Source organism: Streptosporangium sp. NPDC004631 (genome assembly GCF_053601935.1).
Window position 1 is genome coordinate 104880 of the sequence record NZ_JBSGCR010000004.1, and the last position, 22539, is coordinate 127418.

General features: G+C 70.4%; 18 protein-coding genes. 4 read left to right on the plus strand and 14 right to left on the minus strand.

The window, feature by feature from the left end:
- Position 1: 1 nt before the first annotated feature.
- The 6 genes from ACWEF2_RS05360 to ACWEF2_RS05385 all read right to left on the minus strand — a co-directional run bounded on the left by ACWEF2_RS05360 (position 2) and on the right by ACWEF2_RS05385 (position 7139).
- Entirely contained in the window at positions 2-409 is a 408-nt protein-coding gene (locus ACWEF2_RS05360; protein WP_453812140.1) for a cytidine deaminase, read from the minus strand.
- Between the two features lie 58 nt (positions 410-467).
- A complete protein-coding gene (locus ACWEF2_RS05365) occupies positions 468-1745 on the minus strand; it encodes an ABC transporter permease (protein ID WP_453812142.1) in 1278 nt (425 codons plus the stop codon).
- Complete coding sequence (locus ACWEF2_RS05370; RefSeq protein WP_453812144.1) at positions 1742-2893, minus strand: ABC transporter permease; 1152 nt, start codon at positions 2891-2893, stop codon at positions 1742-1744. The genes ACWEF2_RS05365 and ACWEF2_RS05370 overlap by 4 nt, the downstream gene beginning before the upstream one ends.
- A 37-nt stretch (positions 2894-2930) precedes the next feature.
- On the minus strand, positions 2931-4481 hold the full coding sequence (locus ACWEF2_RS05375; protein WP_453812146.1) for an ABC transporter ATP-binding protein: 1551 nt from the start codon (positions 4479-4481) through the stop codon (positions 2931-2933).
- A 75-nt stretch (positions 4482-4556) separates the two neighbouring features.
- On the minus strand, positions 4557-5630 hold the full coding sequence (locus ACWEF2_RS05380; protein WP_453812148.1) for a BMP family lipoprotein: 1074 nt from the start codon (positions 5628-5630) through the stop codon (positions 4557-4559).
- A gap of 270 nt (positions 5631-5900) precedes the next feature.
- Positions 5901-7139: an amidohydrolase gene (locus ACWEF2_RS05385; RefSeq protein ID WP_355591628.1), complete on the minus strand. Its 1239-nt coding sequence runs from the start codon at positions 7137-7139 to the stop codon at positions 5901-5903.
- A 569-nt stretch (positions 7140-7708) separates the two neighbouring features.
- Between ACWEF2_RS05385 and ACWEF2_RS05390 the strand changes: the two genes are divergently transcribed.
- Complete coding sequence (locus ACWEF2_RS05390; RefSeq protein ID WP_453812150.1) at positions 7709-9052, plus strand: peptide ligase PGM1-related protein; 1344 nt, start codon at positions 7709-7711, stop codon at positions 9050-9052.
- Here ACWEF2_RS05390 and ACWEF2_RS05395 read toward each other — a convergent pair.
- Entirely contained in the window at positions 9011-9229 is a 219-nt protein-coding gene (locus ACWEF2_RS05395; protein ID WP_453812152.1) for an SCO4848 family membrane protein, read from the minus strand. The two genes, ACWEF2_RS05390 and ACWEF2_RS05395, sit on opposite strands and share 42 nt — an antisense overlap.
- Positions 9230-9322: 93 nt before the next feature.
- On the opposite strand from ACWEF2_RS05395, the gene ACWEF2_RS05400 reads away from it, so the two are divergent.
- Positions 9323-10414 carry a D-alanyl-D-alanine carboxypeptidase family protein gene (locus ACWEF2_RS05400; protein ID WP_453812154.1) on the plus strand — a complete coding sequence of 364 codons (1092 nt, stop codon included), beginning with the start codon at positions 9323-9325 and terminating at the stop codon, positions 10412-10414.
- Between the two features lie 81 nt (positions 10415-10495).
- On the opposite strand, the gene ACWEF2_RS05405 is transcribed toward ACWEF2_RS05400, so the two are convergent.
- The 3 genes from ACWEF2_RS05405 to ACWEF2_RS05415 all read right to left on the minus strand — a co-directional run bounded on the left by ACWEF2_RS05405 (position 10496) and on the right by ACWEF2_RS05415 (position 13877).
- A complete protein-coding gene (locus tag ACWEF2_RS05405) occupies positions 10496-11437 on the minus strand; it encodes a YihY/virulence factor BrkB family protein (protein ID WP_453812156.1) in 942 nt (313 codons plus the stop codon).
- Positions 11438-11544: 107 nt separating this feature from the next.
- Positions 11545-12549: a tryptophan--tRNA ligase gene (gene trpS, locus ACWEF2_RS05410; protein WP_453812158.1), complete on the minus strand. Its 1005-nt coding sequence runs from the start codon at positions 12547-12549 to the stop codon at positions 11545-11547.
- A gap of 14 nt (positions 12550-12563) precedes the next feature.
- Positions 12564-13877 carry a hemolysin family protein gene (locus ACWEF2_RS05415; protein WP_453812160.1) on the minus strand — a complete coding sequence of 438 codons (1314 nt, stop codon included), beginning with the start codon at positions 13875-13877 and terminating at the stop codon, positions 12564-12566.
- A 122-nt stretch (positions 13878-13999) separates the two neighbouring features.
- Here ACWEF2_RS05415 and galE point away from each other — a divergent pair, with 122 nt between their 5' ends.
- Entirely contained in the window at positions 14000-14959 is a 960-nt protein-coding gene (gene galE, locus ACWEF2_RS05420) for a UDP-glucose 4-epimerase GalE (protein WP_453812162.1), read from the plus strand.
- A 67-nt stretch (positions 14960-15026) separates the two neighbouring features.
- Here galE and ACWEF2_RS05425 read toward each other — a convergent pair whose 3' ends face one another.
- The 3 genes from ACWEF2_RS05425 to ACWEF2_RS05435 all read right to left on the minus strand — a co-directional run bounded on the left by ACWEF2_RS05425 (position 15027) and on the right by ACWEF2_RS05435 (position 19295).
- Entirely contained in the window at positions 15027-15875 is an 849-nt protein-coding gene (locus ACWEF2_RS05425; RefSeq protein WP_453812164.1) for a hypothetical protein, read from the minus strand.
- Between the two features lie 146 nt (positions 15876-16021).
- Positions 16022-16999: a malate dehydrogenase gene (locus ACWEF2_RS05430; RefSeq protein WP_453812166.1), complete on the minus strand. Its 978-nt coding sequence runs from the start codon at positions 16997-16999 to the stop codon at positions 16022-16024.
- 127 nt (positions 17000-17126) lie between these two features.
- The gene (locus tag ACWEF2_RS05435) at positions 17127-19295 is read right to left on the minus strand and encodes a protein kinase domain-containing protein (RefSeq protein WP_453812433.1); all 2169 of its coding nucleotides are present in this window, start codon (positions 19293-19295) and stop codon (positions 17127-17129) included.
- A 256-nt stretch (positions 19296-19551) separates the two neighbouring features.
- On the opposite strand from ACWEF2_RS05435, the gene ACWEF2_RS05440 reads away from it, so the two are divergent.
- Positions 19552-21117, plus strand: coding sequence for an RNA polymerase sigma factor (locus tag ACWEF2_RS05440; RefSeq protein WP_453812168.1), 1566 nt, complete (start codon positions 19552-19554; stop codon positions 21115-21117).
- A gap of 98 nt (positions 21118-21215) precedes the next feature.
- Here the strand turns inward: ACWEF2_RS05440 and ACWEF2_RS05445 are convergent, their stop codons facing one another.
- Positions 21216-22433 (minus strand): NADP-dependent isocitrate dehydrogenase, encoded by a 1218-nt coding sequence (locus ACWEF2_RS05445; protein ID WP_453812170.1) that lies wholly within the window; start codon positions 22431-22433, stop codon positions 21216-21218.
- Positions 22434-22539 lie beyond the last annotated feature (106 nt).

A 22539-nucleotide genomic window follows, 5' to 3' on the forward strand; every position in this document is an offset into this window, starting at 1 on the left:
GTCAGGCCCCCCGGCTCAGGTCGTCGGGCCCGAAGGCGTACGGCAGGAGCTCCCCCATCGGCCTGGGGCCGTCCACGGTCTCCACGAGCAGTCCGGCACCGCCGAACTCGAACAGCAGCTGGCGGCACCGGCCGCACGGCATGATCAGCTCCTCGTGCCCGTCCACGCAGGTGAACGCGACCAGCCGGCCGCCGCCCGTGGCCTGGAGCTCGGAGACCAGCCCGCACTCGGCGCAGAGCCCGACGCCGTAGGAGGCGTTCTCCACGTTGCAGCCGGAGACGATCCGCCCGTCGTCCACCAGCGCGGCGGCGCCGACCGGAAACTTGGAGTAGGGGGCGTAGGCGTTGCCCATGGCCCGTACGGCCTGTGCCCGCAGCGCGGCCCAGTCGACGTTCTCCCCGATGTTCATGCTCGCTCCACTCGTGGACGGATCGCCGCCGGCTCGCCCGCGGCGTCTCGCACCGGCGTCACTTCGCCTGCCCCCTGCGGTACGGCAGGCCGTCGGCCGCGGGCGGGCGGAGCCGCTGGGCGGCCAGCGACAGCACCAGCAGCGTGGTGATGTGCGGGGCGACCGAGGTGAACTCCGACGGGACGCTGTCGGTCAGCGTGAACACCGTGAACACGGCGATCGCCGCGCCCCCGCTGATCAGCGCGGCCCTGAGGCGGTTCTGCGCGACGAGCTGGTAGACCGCGGCGGCGGCGATGAGGACCGCCACCACCAGCAGCAGCGCGTGCACCGACTCGCCGCCCCGGCGGAGCTGGAGGGCGTCGGTGTAGCCGAACAGCGTCGCACCGGCGGCCAGTCCGCCGGGACGCCAGTTGCCGAAGATCATGGCGGCCAGGCCGATGAAACCCCGGCCGCCGGTCTGCCCCTCGCGGTAGGCGCTGGCGGCCACCAGCGACAGGAACGCGCCGCCGAGCCCCGCCAGGGCACCGGAGACGAGCACCGCGACGTACTTGTAGTAGTAGACGTTGACGCCCAGCGACTCCGCCGCCACCGGGCGCTCGCCGCAGGAGCGCAGCCGCAGGCCGAACGCCGTCCGCCAGAGCACGAAGTAGGTCAGCGGGACCAGCAGGATCGCCAGGACGGTGAGGAGCGAGACGTTGGTGATCAGGCCCCGCAGCATGCCCGCCACGTCGGAGACGAGATACCAGCGACCGGTCTCCAGCGTGGCCAGCCACTCTCCGGCCCACGGCAGGCTCACGGTCTCCGGCTTGGGAACGGGGGGCGACTGGGCGTCGCCTCCGCCCGGCATCCGGGCGAAGGTGACCTTGGACAGGAACTGGGTGACGCCCAGTCCCAGGATGTTGATCGCGACACCGGAGATGATGTGGTCCACGCCGAACGTCACGGTGGCGATCGCGTGCAGCAGGCCGCCGAGGGCCCCGCCGATCGCACCGGCGACCACACCGGCCCAGGGGTTGCCGAAGTGGAGCGCGCCCCAGGCGCCGAACCAGGTGCCCAGGACCATCATGCCTTCGAGGCCGATGTTGACCACGCCGGCCCGCTCGGACCAGAGGCCGCCGAGACCGGCCAGGCCGATCGGGACCGCCAGCGCGACGGCGGCGTTGATCGCCCCCGCCGAGGTGAGGTCGACGGCGCCGGTGACGACCCGGGTGAACGACAGCAGCAGGACCAGCCCGCCGAAGGCGAGCAGCAGGACCCGCCAGGTGACCCGGAGTCTCCGGGCCCGCTCCGGCCGCTTGACCGGAGCCTCCGTCACGGTGAGACCGCCCTCGCTCATGCCGACGCTCCTTCAGCCTGAGCCGGGGCTCCGCTTTCCAGTTCCCTGCTCACCCGGCGCTGACCGGCCGAGACCTGATAACGGTGGACCAGCTCGTAGGCGACGATCACCGAGAGCACGATCGTGCCCTGCATGATCATGACGATCTCCGGGGAGATGTCGTGCAGCTGCAGGATGCTCGACGAGGTGTCGAGGAATGCCCAGAGCAGGGCGCCGAAGGCGATGCCGACGGGGTTGTTCCGGCCGAGCAGCGCGATCGCGATGCCGGTGAAGCCGAGCCCGGTGGGGAAGTCCAGGCTGTAGCTGTAGGAGGCGCCGAGCAGCTGCGGCATGCCGACCAGGCCCGCCATCGCGCCGGACAGGGTCATCGCGATGAGGACCATCCGTTTGACGTTGACGCCGCTGGCCACGGCCGCCGACTCCGAACGCCCGGTGGCGCGCAGGTCGAAGCCGAAACGGGTCCGGTTGAGCAGCACGTGATACATGATGCCCATGACGACCGCCAGGACGACGAGACCGAACACCTTGGCCTCGGTCCCGGGGACGATCGCCAGCCCCGGCACCTGTGCGGACGGCCCGAGCGGTCTGGTGCCGATGTTGTTGCTCCCCGAGACCTCGACCGCCAGGCGCTCCTTGTTGAGCAGCCAGGCGCCGAGCGCGGTGGCGATGGCGTTCAGCATGATGGTGGAGATGACCTCGCTGACACCGCGCCGGACCTTGAGCAGTCCGGCGACGGCCGCCCAGCCCGCGCCGACCAGCATGGCGACGACGACGATCAGGGCGATGTGCAGCGGGGCGGGCAGGACGATCGCGCCGCCCACGGCCGCCGCGACGAGCGCCGCGAGGCGGTACTGGCCGTCGACGCCGATGTTGAACAGGTTCATCCGGAACCCGATCGCCACCGCCAGCGCCGACAGGTAGAAGGTGGTCGCGGAGTTCAGCGTCAGCACGATGGAGCGCGGCTGCACGCCGTAGTCGGCCATGATCCCCAGTGTCTCCAGCGGGGGCGCGTCCGTGAGCAGCAGGACGACCGAGGTGATCAGTCCGGCGAACACGATGGCGAGGATGGGCGCGGCCAGCGAGAGCAGGCCGTCGAGCCTGACCCGGCCGAGCAGCCGGTCGGCGAAGGTCGACGTCGCGGGGCTCATGCGATCTCCCCGGCCGGCACGTGCGCTCCGTGGATGTTCATGCGGCCTCTCCAGCACCCGTCATGGCCGAGCCGAGCTGCTCGGGGGTCACCGTCAGCGGGTCCACGTCCGCCACGACGCGACCGCGCAGGATCACCTTCAGCGTGTCCGACAGACCGATGAGCTCGTCCAGGTCGGCCGAGATCAGCAGTACGGCCAGGCCCGCGGCGCGGGCGGCGCGCAGGTGGTCCCAGATCGCGGCTTGGGCCCCGACGTCCACGCCCCGCGTGGGGTGGGAGGCGATCAGGAAGACCGGGTCGCCGCTCATCTCCCGGCCGACGATCAGCTTCTGCTGGTTGCCGCCGGACAGGGCGGCGGCGTCCACGTCGATGCCGGGCGTGCGGACGTCGTACTCCTCGACGATGCGCCGGGTGTCCTCGCGGGCCCCCGCGCGGTCGATCCAGGGGCCTTTGACGTTCGGCGGCCGTGTCTGGTGGCCGAGGATCCGGTTCTCCCAGAGCGGCGCCTCCAGCAGCAGGCCGTGCCGCTGCCGGTCCTCGGGGATGTAGCCGACGCCGGCCTCGCGACGGCGGAGCGTCGGCCAGGAGGAGATGTCCTGGCCACCGAGGACGATCTGGCCCTCGGCCGGGCGCATGCCCATGAGGGCCTGGACCAGTTCGGCCTGGCCGTTGCCCTCGACACCGGCGATGCCGAGCACCTCGCCCCGGTGGATGTCGAAGCCGACGTCCTCCACGACGGTCCGGCCGTCCTCGGCGCGGACCGTCAGGTTCCGCACCGACAGCTCCACCACGTCGGTGACGGTGGACTCGCGGGTCTCGGGGCTGGGCAGCTCGCTGCCGACCATCAGCTCGGCCAGCTGCCTGGCGGTCACGTCCTTGGGGCTCACGCAGGCCACGGTGGTGCCGCGCCGGATGACGGTGATGGCGTCGGCGACCGAGAGCACCTCGTCCAGCTTGTGGGAGATGAAGATGATCGTCAGACCCTCGCGGACCAGTTCGCGCAGGTTGTCGAAGAGCTCGTCCACCTCGTGCGGCACCAGTACGGCGGTCGGCTCGTCCAGGATGAGGATCCGGGCGCCCCGGTAGAGGACCTTGAGGATCTCGACCCGCTGCCGGGCGCCGACCCCCAGGTCCTCCACCGTGGCGTCGGGGTCGATGTCGAGGCCGTAGGAGTCGGAGATCCGTCCGATCCTCATCCTGGCGGCGCCGAAGTCGATGGCGATCCCGCCGGTGCGGGGCTCACTTCCGAGGATCACGTTCTCCAGCACGGTCAGGTTGTCGGCCAGCATGAAGTGCTGGTGAACCATTCCGATGCCCACCGCGATCGCGTCCGCCGGGGAGCGGAGGGTCACGGGCTTGCCGTTGACGCGGATCTCGCCCTCGTCGGGGCGCTGCATGCCGTACAGGATCTTCATGAGGGTGGACTTGCCCGCGCCGTTCTCACCGACGACGGCGTGCACGTGCCCCTGCTGGACGGACAGGGAGATGTCGCGGTTGGCCACGACGCCGGGGAACCGTTTCGTGATCCCCTCAAGTTCGACGGCCGGTGTCGAGGTGCTGATGACGGCCCCCTCCGTGCGGATGGCCATGGTTACCGAAGGTGATGCTGAGAGTTGACCAAAGGGCCCGGGGAAATGTCCACCGGGCCCCTTATTAGTACCAGGTCAGGAGGTCTTGTCCGGTACGACGATCTCGCCGGAGATGATCTTCTGCTTGTACTCGTCGAGCTTGGTCTTGATGTCGTCGATCTGGCCACCGGTGGTGGAGTAGTCGACGCCGCCGGCCTTGAGGTCGTACACCGTGCTGCCGGCCTTCACCGAACCGGAGGTGAAGCTCTTGAGGAAGTCGAAGACGGCGACGTCGACCTTCTTGATCATGGAGGTCATGACGACGCTCTGCACGGCGGGGGCCGCGGTCTTGGCCTGGTCGGAGTCGACGCCGATGGCCAGGCCCTTGGCGGCCTTCGCCGCCTCGAACACGCCGCCGCCGGAGCCGCCCGCGGCGTGGTAGACCACGTCGGCGCCCGCGTCGAACATGCCCTCGGCCGCGGTCTTGCCCTTGGCCGGGTCGGTGAAGCCGCTGAAGTCCGGCGGCTGGGTGAGGTACTTGACGTCGATCTGGACGTCGGCCCTGACCTTCTTGGCCCCGGCGACGAACCCGGCCTGGAACTTCTGGATCAGCGGCACCTGGACGCCGCCGACGAAGCCGATGTGCTCCTTCTTCGTCTTCAGCGCCGCGGCGGCGCCGACGAGGAACGACCCCTCGTGCTCGGCGAAGAGGAGGTTGGAGATGTTGGATCCGGTGGCCGCGGCGTCGTCCACGATGGCGAACTTCACCTCGGGGAACTCGGCGGCGACCTTCTTCAGCGGGCCCGAGTAGGCGAAGCCGATGGCGACGATCGGGTTGAAGCCGCCCTGGGCCAGCAGCCGGAGCCGCTCCTCCTTGGCCGCCTCGGTCTCACCGCTGCTGGCGTCGAGCTCCTTGGTCTCGGTGAGGCCGAGCTCGCTCTTGGCCTTGTCCAGCCCGGCGGCGGCGGCGTCGTTGAACGACTGGTCGCCACGGCCGCCGATGTCGTAGGCGAGGCCGACCTTCGGCCCCTTGGGAGCGGCACTGCTCGCGGCGTCGCTCGGCTTGGCCGACGTGGCCGGCTCCTCGCTTCCACCGCACGCGGCAGCCCCCATGAGCATGCTGCCGGCCAGTGCGGTCGCGGCCAGCCTGCCGAATCGGTTCTGAAGCAAGATGGACTCCCTTCGCGTTCAGTGCACGCGCGAAGAGACGCACGGCAACCCTGCACGGAAGATAGTTGCTTGGCCTGGCTTGACCAAACCAGCGCACCAGTCCGCAACAGGTCCGTTATGCAGCTCACGCCGCCCCGTGACCCTCAGGGACGGCCGATCCTACCCATCGGTAGCGTCATCCGGTGTCACGGTAGCATCACAGTACGGCAATACCGTCGAAGGTGATCTTCCTCCTGATTACCCACCGAATCGGACATCCCCCCGGGCCGGTCACGCCATCGCGATGCCCGCGACCGGCTCGTTGGCACTGGGCCGCTGTCCCTCCCAGAGGGCGGTCAGCGCGGTCGCCGCCAGGAAGCGCACGCCGGCGGCGATGCACCTCTCGTCCACGTCGAAGGTGCCCTGGTGGATGTCGGCGAGGTGCGCCGAGCCCGGGACGCGGGTGCCCAGCCGGGCGAAGGCCCCGGGGATCGACTCCAGGTACCAGCCGAAGTCCTCACCGCCCAGGCTCTGCTGGGTCGGCTCGGCCGCGCCGTCCTCCAGCACGCCTCCGGCCGCCTCGGCCAGCATCTGCACGCTGACCTCGTCGTTGACCACCGGCGGCACACCGCGGACGTAGTCCATGTCGGCCTCGATGCCGTAGGCGCCGGCGACCGACTCCAGCAGCCCCTTGATCATGTCGGGGGCCGCGTGCCACGCCTGCTCGTCCAGGCAGCGCACGGTGCCCTCGGCGACCCCCTCGTCCGGGATCGCGTTGGCCACCGATCCCGCCTCGACCCGGCCCCAGACCAGGCTCAGCGACGAGCGCGGGTCCACCCGGCGCGACAGCGCTGCGGGCAGCTCCGTGAGGATCTTGGCGAGGGCGAAGACCAGGTCGGCGGTGAGGTGCGGCCGGGCGGTGTGCCCGCCGGGGCCGCTCACCCGGATGAAGATCTTGTCGCAGGCCGAGGTGATCGGGCCGGCCTTGAGCCCGACCTTGCCGACGTCCAGCCGGGGGTCGCAGTGCAGGCCGAAGATGCGGTCGACACCGTTGATGCCACCGGCGGCCATGACCTCCAACGCCCCGCCGGGAAGCTCCTCGGCGGGCTGGAAGATCAGCCGGACCCGGCCGGGCAGCAGCCCGGCCTCCGCCTGCCGGGCGAGGAAGAGCGAGGTGCCGAGCAGGATCGTGGTGTGCACGTCGTGGCCGCAGGCATGGCAGACGCCGGGGACCGTCGAGCTGTAGGGCACGTCCTTCTCGTCCGGCACGGGCAGCGCGTCGATGTCGGCGCGCAGCGCCACGGTCGGCCCGTCGCCGCTGCCGACCTCGCAGATCAGGCCGGTGCCGCGCGGCAGCACCGAGGGCACGAGCCCGGCCGCGGTCAGCCGGTCGGCGACGCGTTGCGTCGTCCGGTACTCGGCGAACGCGAGCTCGGGATGCATGTGCAGGTCACGGCGGAAGCCGATGAGATCCTGCTCAGATCCGGCGAGGAACGCGTCGAGTTCTCCCCGGAGATTACGCCCCCGCATTGGTCACCGTCCTATCCGCGCCAGCAGCCTTAAGTCGACGCATCGTGCCACTGCCCGGAATCACGTGATCCATGGGGCAGCCCCGAAAAAGCGATCGCCGCACCGGTGTCCCTGAGTGGTTGCCAAGGACCACACCGACGCGGACTGATGAACCGCCATCACGGAAGGGAAGGCCACTGTGAGGCCGCCGGCGTGTTGACGATGTCATCGACTTTATCCCTCCTCCGAAGCACCTCGGCGTCATCTCCACCAAATGTTTTGTCGTCCCATGCTCTGCTCGCGAGCCTCCTGACCCACTCGAACCAGGGACGATGGCCCGGATTGACTATCCGTGCGCTAGGCACCCCGGACGGTTCCTCCGGGCTGCGCCCCGGAAGGGTGCCAGGCAGAGGCTCCGTTGAAACATCGCCGACCTGGCAATTTACGTGACCTCAGGTGCCGGTCATCGAACCAGACGGAGTGATGCAAACAGGAGGAATGCATGTTTCACTCCGCTTATGATCATTAATATCCCGTTCGGGGAGAAGCAATCCAGATTGAGCATCTTCGAACCGAACGAAGGGACCTTAGTGGTCGTCCCGTCGTTATCGCTCCCCCAGGCTGAGCTGCGCAGGATCACCGGCGCCCTGTGCTACGAGGAGCGACTGCTGTTCCTCCTGCTCACCCTCAGACGACCCGGCGTCGAGGTCGTCTACCTCTCCTCCACGCCGGTGGACACCGCGATCGTGGACTACTACCTGAGTTTCCTCGACGACCCCGACGAAGCCCGCTCGCGGCTACATATGATCAGTTTGGACGATCCCCACACCGGCCCGCTCGCCCTGTCGCTGCTGCACCGGCCCGACGCCCTCGCACGGATCCGCGCGGTACTCGGCCCCACCACCGACGCCTGGATGGTGCCGTTCGTGGTCAGCGAGCACGAGGAGCGGCTCGCCGCGCTCCTCGACCTGCCGGTCTACGGACCGGCCACCTCGCTCGCCCACCTGGGGTCCAAGAGCGGCGGGCGGATGATCGGCGAGGAGGCCGGGGTGCCGATGGCCCGGGGCTTCGCCGACCTGCGCTCGCTGACCGAGGTGGAGCACGCCGCCCACGCGCTCTGCCCCATCCCCCGGCTGATGGTCAAGCTCAACAACAGCTACTCCGGGCTGGGCAACGCCGTCGTGACCATGGACGGTCAGCCGCTCACCGCGAGCCCCACCAGCTTCTCCGCGGCGGACGAGACCTGGACGACGTTCGCCGAGAAGATCGCCGAACGGGGCGCGGTGATCGAGGAGTTCATCGAGGACCGGCCGCTGTACTCCCCCAGCGCCCTGGCCAGGATCACCCCCGGCGGCGCCTACGACGTGGTCGCCACGCACGAGCAGGTTCTCGGCGGCCCGAACGGCGACGTCTACAAGGGGTGCGTCTTCCCCGCCCGCCCGGAGTACCGCGCGGAGGTGGGAGAGTGCACCAGGCGAATCGCCCGGGTCCTCGCCTCCCGGGGCGTGGTGGGACTGTTCGGCGTGGACTTCTTCGCCGTCAAGACCGACGCCGGATACCGCGCGCTGCTGTGCGAGATCAACCTGCGCATCGGCGGCACCACCCACCCGTTCGGCGCCGCGCTGCTCACCACCGAGGCCGCCTACGACCCCGGCACGGGCACGCTCGTCCACGACGGCCGGTCCAAGTACTACGTGGCGACCGACAACTGCGCCGCCGGTTCGCTGCTGGGCCGTACCCCCGCGGAGGTCGTGAAGATGGTCAACGAGGGGGGGCTCGGCTTCGACCGCGAGACCCGCACCGGGAACGTGCTGCACCTGCTCGGCGCGCTCCCGGAGTACGGCAAGCTCGGCTTCACCAGCATCGGCGACTCGGCCGAGGAGGCCGCGGCCCTACACCGGAGGACCCTGTGGGCGCTCTGCCAGTCGGCGTAGGCCGATCACGCCGAGCACGATCCCGAGGGCGATGTTGACGGCGATCAGAACGCCGTGCACCACGTAGAAGGCCGTCGGGTGGCCGTCGGCGAGGTTGAAGCCGAGGGTGACCCACTCGAAGATCATGAAAACTGCGACGCCGACCAGGAATCCGGCCATCTTTCGCGACATTTGCATAGCATCAGTATTCCGTCCCACCATTCTGCCCCTGATCAGGGCGTCGTGACGTGCTACGAATCAGCACGAAGCTACCCTGTGATCATTATGGGGATGAGACATGTCGCACCCGTCGGGGTGCTGCTGGCGGCGAACGCCCTGCTGGGCGTTCCCGCACACGCCGATAACGGGCCCGTCGGCGGCACCGAGCTCGGCAGGCGGGGCCTGGTGGCCCCCTCCGAGGTCAAACCTCCCCCGAAAACGGCGGCGAGATCCTATGTGATCGCCGACGCGGAGACGGGGGAGGTGCTCGCCGCCAAGGACCCTCACGGGCGCTATCTCCCGGCGAGCACCCTCAAGGCACTGACCGCGCTCACCCTCATCCCGAAACTCGACAAGGCCATGAGGGTCAGGCCGAGCAGTCGCGCGGTGAACGAGGAGGGCAGCGCCGTCGGCCTGGTCTCCAGACCGATCTACACCGTGGACGACCTCTTCAAGGCGTTGCTGCTGGTCTCGGGGAACGACTGCGCGATGGCGCTGGCCGAGGCCAACGGCGGCCTGGCCAAGACCCTGCGGGACATGAACGCCGAGGCCAGACGCCTGCAGGCGTTCGACACGGTGGCCAAGACACCGAGTGGGCTGGACAAGCCCGGCCAGAGCAGCTCGGCCTACGACCTGGCGCTGATCGCCCGCGCCGGGCTGGCCAACAACGACTTCCAGCGTTACACCCGCACGAAGACCGGAAGGTTCCCCGCGCCCAAGGGCTACTACGAGATCGGCAACCACAACAAGCTGCTCTGGCGCTACCGGGGCATGATCGGCGTCAAGAACGGCTGGACGTCCAAGGCCCAGGGCAGCTTCGTCGGCGCGGCCAGGCGGAACGGCCACACGGTCATCGTGGCGATCATGCGGCACGACGGCTACTTCTGGGACGAGGTCGCCGGCCTGCTCGACTGGGGCTTCGGCGCCCGGGGCAGGGTCACCCCGGTCGGCCGGCTGGTGGAGCCGCTCCCGGTGGCGGCCCCCCGTACGGCCGCCCCCGCCGCGCCCCCGACAGCGCGGCCCACCACCCCGCAGGCACCGCCAAGCGACGGGGAGACCCGCCCCGTGGGGTTCTACGTGCTCGGCGCGGGCCTGCTCGGCGGCGTGCTCTGGCTGCTGTACGGCCTGCGCGGACGGTCCCGGAGGAAGACGCCCGTCAGCTGAGCGCCGCACGCCCGGAGCCGGAGGAACCCCCCGCGGGGTGGGGTCCGCCCCGAGAGCCGCGGGGGCGCCTTCCGGCGGGGGTCATCGGGGGGCGCCGGGGACCCCGGTGGTGGGGATGGGGGTGGGTTCCGGCGGCGGGCCGAGCGTGGCGGTCTCCGTCCAGGCCGCCGCGTAGAGGACCACCCGCACCGAGAGGTTGATCCAGATCAGCAGCCCGACCATCACCGCGAACACCCCGTAGATGGGATTGTTCAGCGTGGCCGACAGGATCAGCGCGGCGAGCTGTTTGAGAAGGCCGAAGCCGGCCGCGCCGAGCAGCGCGCCGCGCAGCAGCACCCGTAACGGCTGTCTCGAACGGCCCATCCACCGCAGGACGATCACAAAGACGACCGTGTCGGCCAGCAGGCTGACCGCCAGGCCGACGAGCCAGAGCGACCCTCGCCCGAGCGCCGAGCCGGACAGGCCAAGCCACTCGGCCGCGACGGCGCCGGCCTGGGTGGCGAAACCGCCGATCAGCACCGAGGCGGTCATCGTGATGCCCACCAGGATCAGGGCCGCCAGGTCACGGAGCTTGGCCAGGAAGAAGTTGAGCGGCGGCTCGGTGGTCATGAACATCTCGCGGAGCGCGTCGCGCAAGGCGTCGATCGCGCCGAGCCCGGCGTAGAGCAGGCCGACCAGGCCGATGATCCCGGCGCTGGCCCGGGAGTCGGCGATCTGCTGGATCGGAAGCTGGTCGGCCAGGGCCGGCAGGGACTGGTCGATGGCCCGCTGCAGCGTCCTGATGGCGTCCGGCCGTACGGACAGGAAGAAGCCGAAGACCGCGAAGGCCAGCGCGATGATCGGGAAGAACGACAGGAACGCGAAGTAGGTCACCGCCCCGGCCAGCCGGTCGCCTGACTGGATCTGGTACCGCTGCGCGGTCTTGATCAGATGATCGAACCAGGGCCACCTGACCCGCTCCGAAGTGATCTTCGTTCTACCCCACTCACGGACCGTTTCGATCCGCTCCTGCACACTTGTCACGCGCGTCACCTACCCAATTAGCGCCACACCGTGCCGGAAAAAGACGGTCGCGTGCCTTTTGGTAGTTCAGACGCTCTCCGGGAGCCGAGCCCGGGTGCCTTCCTGGGTCACGGGGTGGGCAGGAAACCCACCCGGTCACGCACCTGGGCCATGGTCTCGGCGGCCACGGCGCGGGCCCTCGCGGCGCCCATCGCGAGCATGCGGTCGAGTTCGGCCTCGTCGGCCAGCAGCTTCTCGGTCCGCTCCCGGATCGGCGTGAAGGTCTCCACGACGGCCTCGGCCACGTCCTTCTTGAAGGCGCCGTACCCCTGCCCGGCGTAGCGGGCCTCAAGCTCGGGGATCGGCGTGCCGGTCAGCGCGGACTGGACGCGCAGCAGGTTGGTGACGCCGGGCTTGTTCTCGTCGTCGGCGACGACGTCGGAGCCGGTGTCGGTGACCGCGCGCATCACCTTCTTGCGGAGCGGTCCCGGCTGCTCAAGCAGGTCCAGGATGCCACCGGGCGAGGAGGACGACTTCGACATCTTCGACGTCGGGTCCTGCAGGTCGGTGATCTTCTCGACCGCTTTGACGATGTGCGGCTGGGGCAGTGTGAAGGTCTGGCCGAAACGGTGGTTGAAGCGCTGCGCGAGGTCGCGGGTGAGCTCCAGGTGCTGCTTCTGGTCGGCCCCGACCGGGACCCTGTCGGCCTGGTAGAGCAGGATGTCGGCCGCCTGCAGGATCGGGTAGGTGAACAGCCCGACACTGGCCGAGCCCTCGCCGTATCTGGCCGACTTGTCCTTGAACTGGGTCATCCGGCCGGCCTCGCCCATGCCGGTGAGGCAGATCAGCACCCAGGCCAGCTCGCTGTGCTCGCGCACGTGGCTCTGCACGAAGACCGTGGAGCGCTCGGGGTCCAGGCCGGCCGCGAAAAGCTGCGCCGCGGCGATCCTGGACCGCCTGCGCAACGTCTCGGGCTGGTAGTCCACCGTGATCGCGTGCAGGTCGACGACGCAGTAGAACGCGTCATAGCCCTCCTGCATGGCGACGTACTGCCGCACGGCGCCGAGGTAGTTGCCCAGGTGGAAGGAGTCGGCGGTGGGCTGGATTCCGGAGAGGACACGGGGACTGGCCATAGCAGGCAATTGTGTCAGCTGTCGGGAGTGGTCGGTGACTCCGGCACGGAGGTACGGCGCTTTATCCGGACCCGGGACACCCGGCGGCCGTCCATGTCCGTGACCGACAGCTCGAACCCGGGGATCTCCACCCGCTCCCCCATCGTCGGCAGGTGGCCGAGGGTGGCCATGACGAACCCGGCGAGGGTCTCGTAGGGGCCGTCGGCCAGCCGGATCCCCGTCTCGGCCGCCACCACGTCGAGGTTGGCCAGTCCGTCGAGCTCCACCTCCCCCGCCGGCAGCACGACCCGCGTGTCCTCAAGGTCGTGCTCGTCGCGGATGTCGCCGATGAGCTCCTCGACCAGGTCCTCCAGGGTGACGATGCCGGCGGTGCCGCCGTACTCGTCGACCACGATCGCCAGGTGGTGCCCCTCCCGCCGCATCTCCGACAGCGTGGCGAGCACCCGCTTGGTGGTGGGGACCAGCTTGACCGGGCGGATCGGCACCAGATCGCTGATCGGCTCGACGGAGCCGGTCAGTACCGGGTCGAGCAGGTCCCTGATGTGGATGAAGCCCACGATGTCGTCGTAGGAGTCGCGGTAGACGGGGAAGCGGGAGTGCGGCATGGCCGCGGCCAGGACCGCGGCCTCGGCCAGCGCGGTGTCGAGGGCCATGAACTCCACCTCGGTGCGCGGCAGCATCACCTCGCGGAGCTGGCGTTTGCCCGCCGCGAAGACCTCCGCGATCAGGTCGCGTTCGTCCACGGTGAGCTCATGGTGACCGGCCACCATGTCGCGCAGCTCCTCGGTAGAGATCTCCTCGCGGTCGGCCCCGGGATCCCCGCCGAGCAGTTTGACCACGCCGTCGGTGGATGTGGAGAGCGCCCAGATGATCGGCCGGGACAGCGTGGCCATCCGGTCGAGGAACGGCGCGACCAGCAGTGAGAGCCCCTCGGCGCGCTGCAGGGCGATCCGCTTGGGCACGAGCTCGCCCAGCACCAGCGAGAAGTAGGAGATCACCAGCGTCACCAGTACCAGGGCGAGCGGGGCCGCGACGCTCCCGGGCACCCCCCAGCCCCGCACGACCGGCAGGAGCTCCCTGGCGAGGGTGTCGGCGCCGACCGCCGCCGACAGCATGGTCGCCACGGTGACGCCGATCTGCACGGCCGACAGGAAACGGTTCGGGTCGCGGGCGAGCCTGGCCGCCCTCGCCCCCCTGCGCCCCCTGGTGGCGAGCCTGCGCACCTGGCTCTCCCTGAGGGAGACCATGGCGATCTCGGCCGCGGCGAAGAACCCCCCGATCAGAATGAGAAGCAGGACCAAGGCGATGTTCGTCGGGACGCTGTTCACGAGATTGTCTCCGTCATGGCCGTCGCCCGTTCCGACTCTGGCCGATATTTGCTGTGCCAGCATATGCTGGCAACGGCCTTACAAAAATAAACACATTCCGACATCATCAAACAGGAGGTTCGGTGAAGCTGCTGGTCACCGGGGGCGCCGGATACATCGGGAGCGTCGTCGCGGCACAACTCGTCGAGGCCGGGCACGAGGTCACCGTGCTGGACGACCTCTCCACCGGCCACGCGGACGCGGTGCCCGCCGGGGCGCGCCTCGTACGGGGTTCGATCACCGAGGCCGGGGACGTGCTGCCCGGCACGGACGCCGTGCTGCACTTCGCGGCCAAGTCCCTGGTGGGCGAGTCCGTGGAGAACCCCAGCCTGTACTGGGCGCACAACCTGGGCGGCACCCTGGCCCTGCTCGACGCCATGCGGGCCGCCGGGGTCGGCCGGATCGTGTTCTCCTCCACCGCCGCCACCTACGGCGAGCCCGAGCGCTCCCCGATCCCGGAGACCGCCCCCACCCGGCCCACCAACCCCTACGGCGCCTCCAAGCTCGCGGTGGACACCGCGCTGACCGCGTTCGCCGGGCTGTACGGCCTGGCCGCGGTGAGCCTGCGCTACTTCAACGTGGGCGGCGCCCACACCGGCGCGGACGGCCGGCCCTACCGCGAGCGGCACACCGTGGAGACCCACCTGATTCCCAACGTTCTCGCCGTCGCGCTCGGCGGGCGCGAGTCGGTCAGCGTGTTCGGCACCGACTACCCCACCCCCGACGGGACATGCGTGCGCGACTACATCCATGTGGCCGATCTCGCCCGGGCCCACCTGCTGGCGCTCGACGCCTGCGCGGCCGGCGAGCACAAGATCTACAACCTGGGCAACGGCACCGGTTTCTCGGTGCGGGAGGTCGTGTCGGTCTGCCGCGAGGTGACCGGGCACGAGATTCCGGAGGTCGTGTGCGAGCGCCGCGCCGGGGATCCGGCGGTGCTGGTGGCCTCGTCGGAGAGGATCCAGCGGGAGCTCGGCTGGAAGCCGGAGCACCCGTCCGTCCGCGAGATCGTCGCCGACGCCTGGGCGGCCCTGCCCCGCTGACCGCACCGGAGGACCGGAGGGGGACCCGGCGGGAGGTCGCCCGGCGGGCCGCGGAGGCGCGGCCCCCTCAGCGCAGGCTGATCCGGGCCATGTTGTTGGCGGGGCGGCGGTCGCCCACCCGGGTGGAGTAGACCGTCGCCTTGGCCCGCAACGCCCGCCGGTGGGCGCGGAAGGCCAGCCGGAGGTTGACCTTCCTGCCGGAGCCGACCGCGCGCAGCTCGCAGCCGACGTAGCCCGCGTAGGAGTCGCACCGCGCCCCCCTCGCCAACAGGAAGCGCGCCTTCATCGCGCGGAAGAAGACCGCGGCGTCCCGGACGGTCCGAGGTCCCCGGTTGCGGACCACCGCGTTCATCATCACCAGCCGTCCGGCGCGCGCCCTGCGCGACAGCCGGACCGCCAGGTCCGCCCCCTCGTCCACCGGGGTCAGCAGCTGGGTCGCGTTGTTCGACTCGTCGCCGTCCACCACCTCCGAGGAGAGCGCCGCGGTCGCCCTGAGCGGGCCGCGCGCGCCGGGCCTGACCATGCCGCTGATCGTCAGGCCACCGGTGGCCCCGGCCAGGACGTCGCGCTGCGAGGGACAGACCACCTCGCTCGCCGTCCTGCCGGGACCGCACTCCGCGACGTTGACGCCGAGGATGTCCACCCCGCGCGGCAGCCGGACGGTGAGCAGCGGCAGCACCGCGTCCTCGGGCCCGCTGTTGCGCACCTCGACCCGGTAGGTCAGCGGCTGCCCGGGTTGCGCGAGCCTCGGTGAGGTCTCCAGACGTACGGACAGGTCCGCTCCACTCCGTCTCTCCTCTCCGAACCCTCCGAACCCCGTCGGCGCCTTCCCCGGCGCTCCGACGAGAGCGAGACTGACAACCCCGGCGACGAGCCGCGCCACACCATGCGCCATGAACACCGATCCCCCGAACATCAGTGATCATTCAACGCCGGGACACCCTCCCGGGGCATGATCGACACGCCGCCGCTTCGCCGTCCGGAGACGCGAAAAGGGGCCCCGGCGGACCGGGACCCCCTTTCACGGGTCCGGACGAGACCCTCCTGAGGCCGTTGCCAGGCTCAGATGAGGCCGAGATCGCGGACGGCGGCGCGCTCCTCCTCAAGCTCGCGGACCGAGGCGTCGATCCGCTCGCGGGAGAAGGCGTCGATCTCCAGCCCCTGGATGATCTCCCACTTGCCGTCGCGGGAGGCGACGGGGAAGGAGGAGATGATGCCCTCGGGAACGCCGTACGAGCCGTCGGAGGGGATCGCGGCGGAGGTCCACTCGGTGCCGTTGACCCAGTCGAAGACGTGGTCGATCGCGGCGTTGGCGGCCGAGGCCGCCGAGGACGCGCCCCGGGCCTCGATGATCGCGGCGCCGCGCTTGGCGACGGTCGGGATGAAGGTGTCACGCAGCCAGGACTCGTCCACCTGCTCGGCGGCGACCTTGCCGCCGACCTCGGCGTGGAACAGGTCGGGGTACTGCGTGGCGGAGTGATTGCCCCAGATGGTCATGTTCTTGATCTCGGTGACCGGCACCTGGAGCTTGGCGGCGAGCTGGGACAGCGCGCGGTTGTGGTCCAGACGGGTCATCGCGGTGAAGCGCTCGGCCGGGACGTCCGGGGCGTGCTGCTGAGCGATCAGCGCGTTGGTGTTCGCCGGGTTGCCCACGACCAGGACGCGGATGTCGTCGGCCGCGTGGTCGTTGATGGCCTTGCCCTGCGGGCCGAAGATGCCGCCGTTGGCCTGGAGCAGGTCGCCGCGCTCCATGCCCGCCGTACGGGGGCGGGCGCCGACCAGCAGCGCGACACTCGCGCCGTCGAAGGCCCGGTTGGCGTCGTCGGTGACCTCGACACCGCTCAGCAGCGGAAACGCGCAGTCGTCGAGCTCCATCGCGGTGCCCGCGGCGGCCTTGACCGCCTGCGGGATCTCCAGAAGGCTCAGCGTGACCGGGACGTCGGCGCCCAGCAGCTGGCCCGACGCGATGCGGAACAGCAGCGCGTAGCCGATCTGACCGGCGGCGCCGGTGACGGTGACCTTTACGGGAGTCTGGGCCATGACCTTCCCCCACTCGAAGGATGAATTGTGACGCTCGGATGTTACCCGTCCAGGGTCGCCGGTCCTCCGGCGAGTACCTTGATCCGGCCTCCGGCCCCGGCGTCCGTCCGGCCTTGCGGTCACCGTACTAGCCGCAGTCGGCCATGGCCGGGAGGCGATCCTCCCGGGTGGTGAAGTCGACCTTGGAGAAGTGCCTGTCGAGCAGCCTGCCGACCGTGCCGTTCCGGTAGAGGCTCGCGATGGCGCTCCGTACCGCCCGGCAGGTGCGCCTGTCGCCCTTCTTCATGGCCACCGCGTAGCGCTCGTCGGTGAGTTTCAGGCCGACCACCTTGAAGAGGATGCTCTCCCGGTTGGCGAACCCGGCCAGCAGCAGGTCGTCACCGGGAACCGCGTCGACCTGACCGTCCCGCAGTCTGTTCATGCACTCGCTGTAGTTCCGGGCCACGACCAGGTCGATCCGCTCCACCTCGCGCTGCAGCCGGGCGACCGAGGCGCTGCCGCTGGGCTGGCAGACCCGCCTGCCCTCCAGGTCGGCGGTGGAGACGATCGGGGAGCCGCGCTTGACGAGCACGTCGACGTGGGCCAGATAGTACGGCCCGGCGAACGTGACGTCGTCGGCGTCGTTGATCGAGTAGGTGGAGACGACCAGATCGAGATCGCCGGCGGCCAGCAGGTCCGGCCGTTCCTCCCGGGCTGTGGCCCGGAAGGTCACCCCGCCCGGGGGCACCCCCAGCTTCTTGGCGATCTCGGTCGCGAGTTCGACCTCGAACCCCTCCCACCTGCCGCCGTTGTTCAGCGCGATGCCCGGCAGGAAGTCACGGAGCCCGATGGTGAGCCTGCCGGTCTTGGCCGCCTTCTCCACCACCGAGGAGAACGCCGCCGGGGTGGAACCGGCCGGCTGAGCCCCGACGCCGGCCCACGGCCGCCAGCCCCCGGCGAAGGCGGCCATGCCCGCCCCGGCGACCAGCAGGAGGGCCACCGCCGCCGCGATCCAGCCGATCCGGCCCGAGCGCCCGGACGGCCCGGTGTGCGCGACCTGGCCCGGGAACGTCTCCTGCCGGCTCGGCTGCGGGACATCCGCCGGACGCCCGGGGTGGTGCGGGAACGACGGGTGCTCGACACCGCCCAGAGGTCCCCGGGGGTCCTGGAGGGGGCGCGGGTCGCGGTCCGGATGATCCGGGGACGGGGGGCGCTCACTCGGCGCGGGGGGCCGCTCACCGTGGGCGGGGGGGCTCGCGCGAAACCCGGTGGACGGCAGGGGCGGCCTCTGCGAGGCGGGTCGGCCGGGCATGGTCCCCGGCAGGCGTATCAGGCTGGTGACCTCGTCGGGGCCGACCCCCGAACCCGGGGCCGAGGTCGAAGTCGGGGCCGGGGCCGGAGTCGAAGTCGGAGTCGGAGATGACGGCGCGGCCGGGGATGGAGGCGGGGCCGGGGCCGCGACCTGCGCTCCCTGGTTGAGCACGGCCGGTGAGGCGCTGACGCCGCCGGGGTGGCCGAGCATCCCCAGCAGGATCGCGTCGGCCGAGGGCCGCGCCGACGGCGACTTGGACAGCGCGGAGCGGACCGCCCCGCGCAGCGGCTCCGGCATGGCGTCGACGTCCACCTCGTGGTTGAGGATGCGGTTCAGCACCACCGCGATCGAGTCACCGGCGAAGGCCGTCCTGCCCGTCGCGGCGAACGCCATGGTCGCGCCCCAGGCGAACACGTCGGTGTGCGGGCCGACGTCGGCGCCGGAGATCTGCTCGGGCGCCATGTAGGCGGGGGTGCCGATGGCCCGGCTGGTGATCGTGCCGGTGGAGTCGATGATGCGGGCGATACCGAAGTCCACCACGCGGGGGCCGTCGGCGGCGATGAGCACATTGTCGGGCTTGAAGTCGCGGTGCACGATCGCCGCGTGGTGGATCGCGGTGAGCGCGGTGGCCGTGCCGATCGCCAGCCGCTGCAGCGCGGTGCCTCGGAGCGGGCCGTCGGTGTCCACGACCTCCCGCAGCGATCTGCCCTCGATGTACTCGCTCGCGATGTAGGGGGTGTCGCCTTCGAGATCGACGTCCACCACCCCCGCCGTGCAGAACGAGGCGACCCGCTGCGCCGCCCGCGCCTCCCTGGCGAACCGGGATCTGGCGACCGCGTCCCCGGAGAACTTCACGTGCAGCAGTTTGATCGCCGCGCGCTCCCCGGAGGCGTTCTCTCCCAGGTAGACGATCCCCTGACCGCCTTCGCCGATCCGGCCGACGATGCGGAACTGCCCGAGCCGGTGCGGCTCTCCCGCCTCCAGCGGCGCGATGTGCGGCATCATCGTCCTCACGATCCGGTGAATCCCCGACGAGCCAAACTTTACGATGCCGTGACTCCTCCCCCCTCGTTTCGCCCGGACGACCCCATATCTCACCGGGCTCCGGTACGGCGAGCACCCCCGGGGTGGACCGGAGCCGACCGGGGAAATCCCACCACACCGACTCACTCAATTACCGACAAATCACCCCAGGGTGGCGCTCCACGCGCTTAGATCGCTACCGTTGACCGTTCCTGAGCCAAGCCGGAGCCTATCTCCCATGCGCCGATACACCGGTTATCGCGACTTCGTCCAGCGCGATCAGCGTTCCCTCGTCGGCACGGCCCTGCTGCTCACCGGAAGTCACGAGCAGGCCATCCGCCTGACCATGTGGTCCCTGCGCTCCGTTGGACTGAGCTGGCCTCCCACCCTCTGGGAGAACCCCACCACACACGCGCAGATCACGATGTACCGTCGCTTCCTGCGCAGGCCGGTCGCGGCGGGGAGCACCGCCCTGGTACGGCTCCCGCCCCGGCCACGGGTGCTCGTGGTCGCCTGCCTGCACGACGGCAGGACCCGCGCCGAGATGGCCACCGCCCTCGGGCTGCCCCTGGAGACCGTGGAGTCGGAGCTCAACGAGGCGATCGCCACCCTCGGCAAGGGCAAGAGCGGCGCCGACCGCCTGGCGGCGAGGCTGGCCGCGACGGCGGGCGAGGCGTCCGTCCCCGACCTCACCGCCCCGGCGCTGCGCGCGCTCCGGCGGCGTCGCGTCCGGGGAGCCGCCCTGACGGCGGTCGCGGCCCTGGTCCCGGTCGGCCTCATCGCGGCCTTCGTCCTGCTCCAGCAGGCGCAGGTGTGGAACTCCGCGCTGGGCGAGCGGAACAGTCCCCGCCTGACGGACGCCCCGGACACCATGCGGGCGATCTCCAGCCCGGGGCCGGACTCCGGTCTCCGGCCGTGGCGGGCCCCGCGCACCTCCTTCGTGATCCGCTACGCCGTACCCGACAAGTGCCCGGACGACGGGGCCTCGACCGACGGCAGGCCCGCGCCGTCACGGGCGGGAAAGATCACCTGTGCGGGCTGGACGCTGCGGCTGGCCGGCGGTGACGAGGGCCGCCCGGCGCTCGGCACCGTGGAGTGCGAGCGTCCGGGCCGGTGCGAGACCACGATGGGCGTCCCCGACGCGGCGCAGCACCTGGCGCACGGCGACGACTGGAGCTACTGGCGTCTGGAGCCCGCCGTCAGCCGGGACGGGCGGCGCGTCGCCTACCTCAGCGCGGCGGAGCGGAGGTACGTCGCCCACGACCTGCCAAGCGGCGGGAGACGATACCTGTCGCCCGTGCTGGCCCCCGCCGACACCGAGGCCGGCACCCGGGTGAGCGTCTCCCCTGACGGCCGCCGTTTCACCGTGGAACTCGGCGGGCGGCGGCTGCGGACCGACTTCGCCACCGGGACCGTGACCCCGCTGCCCGCGGAGCGGGCCACCGCCGTGGAGAGGGCCGCGGGCTGGCTCAGGAAGAACTACGGCGTCTGGCGTGACTCGCCGAGCGGAAGGCACTCGGCCGCCGTCAGAGCCGAGAAGGACGGGAGTGACACCCTGCACATCATCGACGCCGAGACCCGGCGGGTGTTCAGGCGCCTTGAGCTCCCCTCCCTGGGAGACCCCACCACGTCGAAGGTGATCGGCTGGCTGAACACCCGCGAGGTCGTCGTCAAGACGGCGGACAAGGCCGGAGGGGACCCGCTCGGCTTCTTCCGGGTGGACGGGCTCACCGGCCGGACGCACCGGGTGGCGGGCCTGCCCGACGGGGAGTCGATCGTGCTCGGGGCGGTGACGGCCCCCTGACCCGGCGGGCCGGACCGGAGGGCCTTAAGCGGGAGGGCGGGAAGGCCCCGGAAACCGGAGAAGGGCCGCCCGGGGGCGGCCCTTTCCGCGAACGACGGCTAGAAGGCCATCTTCTTCTTGAGGTTCTCGTCCAGCGCGGCCAGGAAGTCCTGGGTGGTCAGCCACTTGGCGTCGCCGCCGACGAGGAGGGCGAGGTCCTTGGTCATCTGACCGCTCTCGACGGTGGCGACGCAGACCTGCTCCAGCCTCTCGGCGAAGTCGATCACCGCGGGGGTGTTGTCGAGCTTGCCGCGGTGCGCGAGGCCCCGGGTCCACGCGAAGATGGAGGCGATCGGGTTGGTGGAGGTGGGGTTGCCCTTCTGGTGCTCACGGTAGTGACGGGTCACGGTGCCGTGGGCGGCCTCGGCCTCGACGGTCCGGCCGTCGGGGGTGAGCAGGACCGAGGTCATCAGGCCGAGCGAGCCGAAGCCCTGCGCGACGGTGTCGGACTGGACGTCGCCGTCGTAGTTCTTGCAGGCCCAGACGTAGCCGCCCTCCCACTTGAGCGCGGCGGCGACCATGTCGTCGATCAGGCGGTGCTCGTAGGTGATGCCGGCGGCCTCGAAGTCGGCCTTGAACTCGCTCTCGAAGACCTCGGCGAAGATGTCCTTGAACCGGCCGTCGTAGGCCTTCAGGATGGTGTTCTTCGTGGAGAGGTAGACCGGGTAGCCGCGGGACAGGCCGTACCGCATGGAGGCGCGGGCGAAGTCGCGGATCGAGTCGTCCAGGTTGTACATCGCCATCGCGACGCCGCTGCCCGGGAAGTCGTAGACGTCGAGCTCGATCGGCTCGGAGCCGTCCTTCGGGGTGAAGGTGAGGGTCAGCGTGCCCTCGCCGGGGATTCTCAGATCGGTGGCGCGGTACTGGTCGCCGAAGGCGTGACGGCCGACGACGATCGGCTTGGTCCAGCCGGGGACGAGCCTCGGCACGTTGGACATGATGATCGGCTCACGGAAGATGACGCCGCCGAGGATGTTACGGATGGTCCCGTTCGGGGACTTCCACATCCTCTTCAGGCCGAACTCCTCGACCCGCGCCTCATCGGGGGTGATCGTGGCGCACTTGACGCCGACGCCGTACTGCTTGATCGCGTTGGCGGCGTCGATCGTCACCTGGTCGTCGGTGGCGTCGCGGTGCTCGATCCCGAGGTCGTAGTATTTCAGGTCGACGTCCAGGTAGGGAAGGATCAGCTGGTCCTTGATGAACTGCCAGATGATCCGGGTCATCTCGTCGCCGTCAAGCTCGACGACAGGGCCCTCTACCTTGATCTTGGGCATGCGTGTGGTTCCCCTTCTGAACTAACACTGGCCAGACAGTCCTTTTGAGGCTCACTGGCCGTTGAGGCTATCGGACGGGTCTGTTCGCCCCGCGACGCACCCGGTC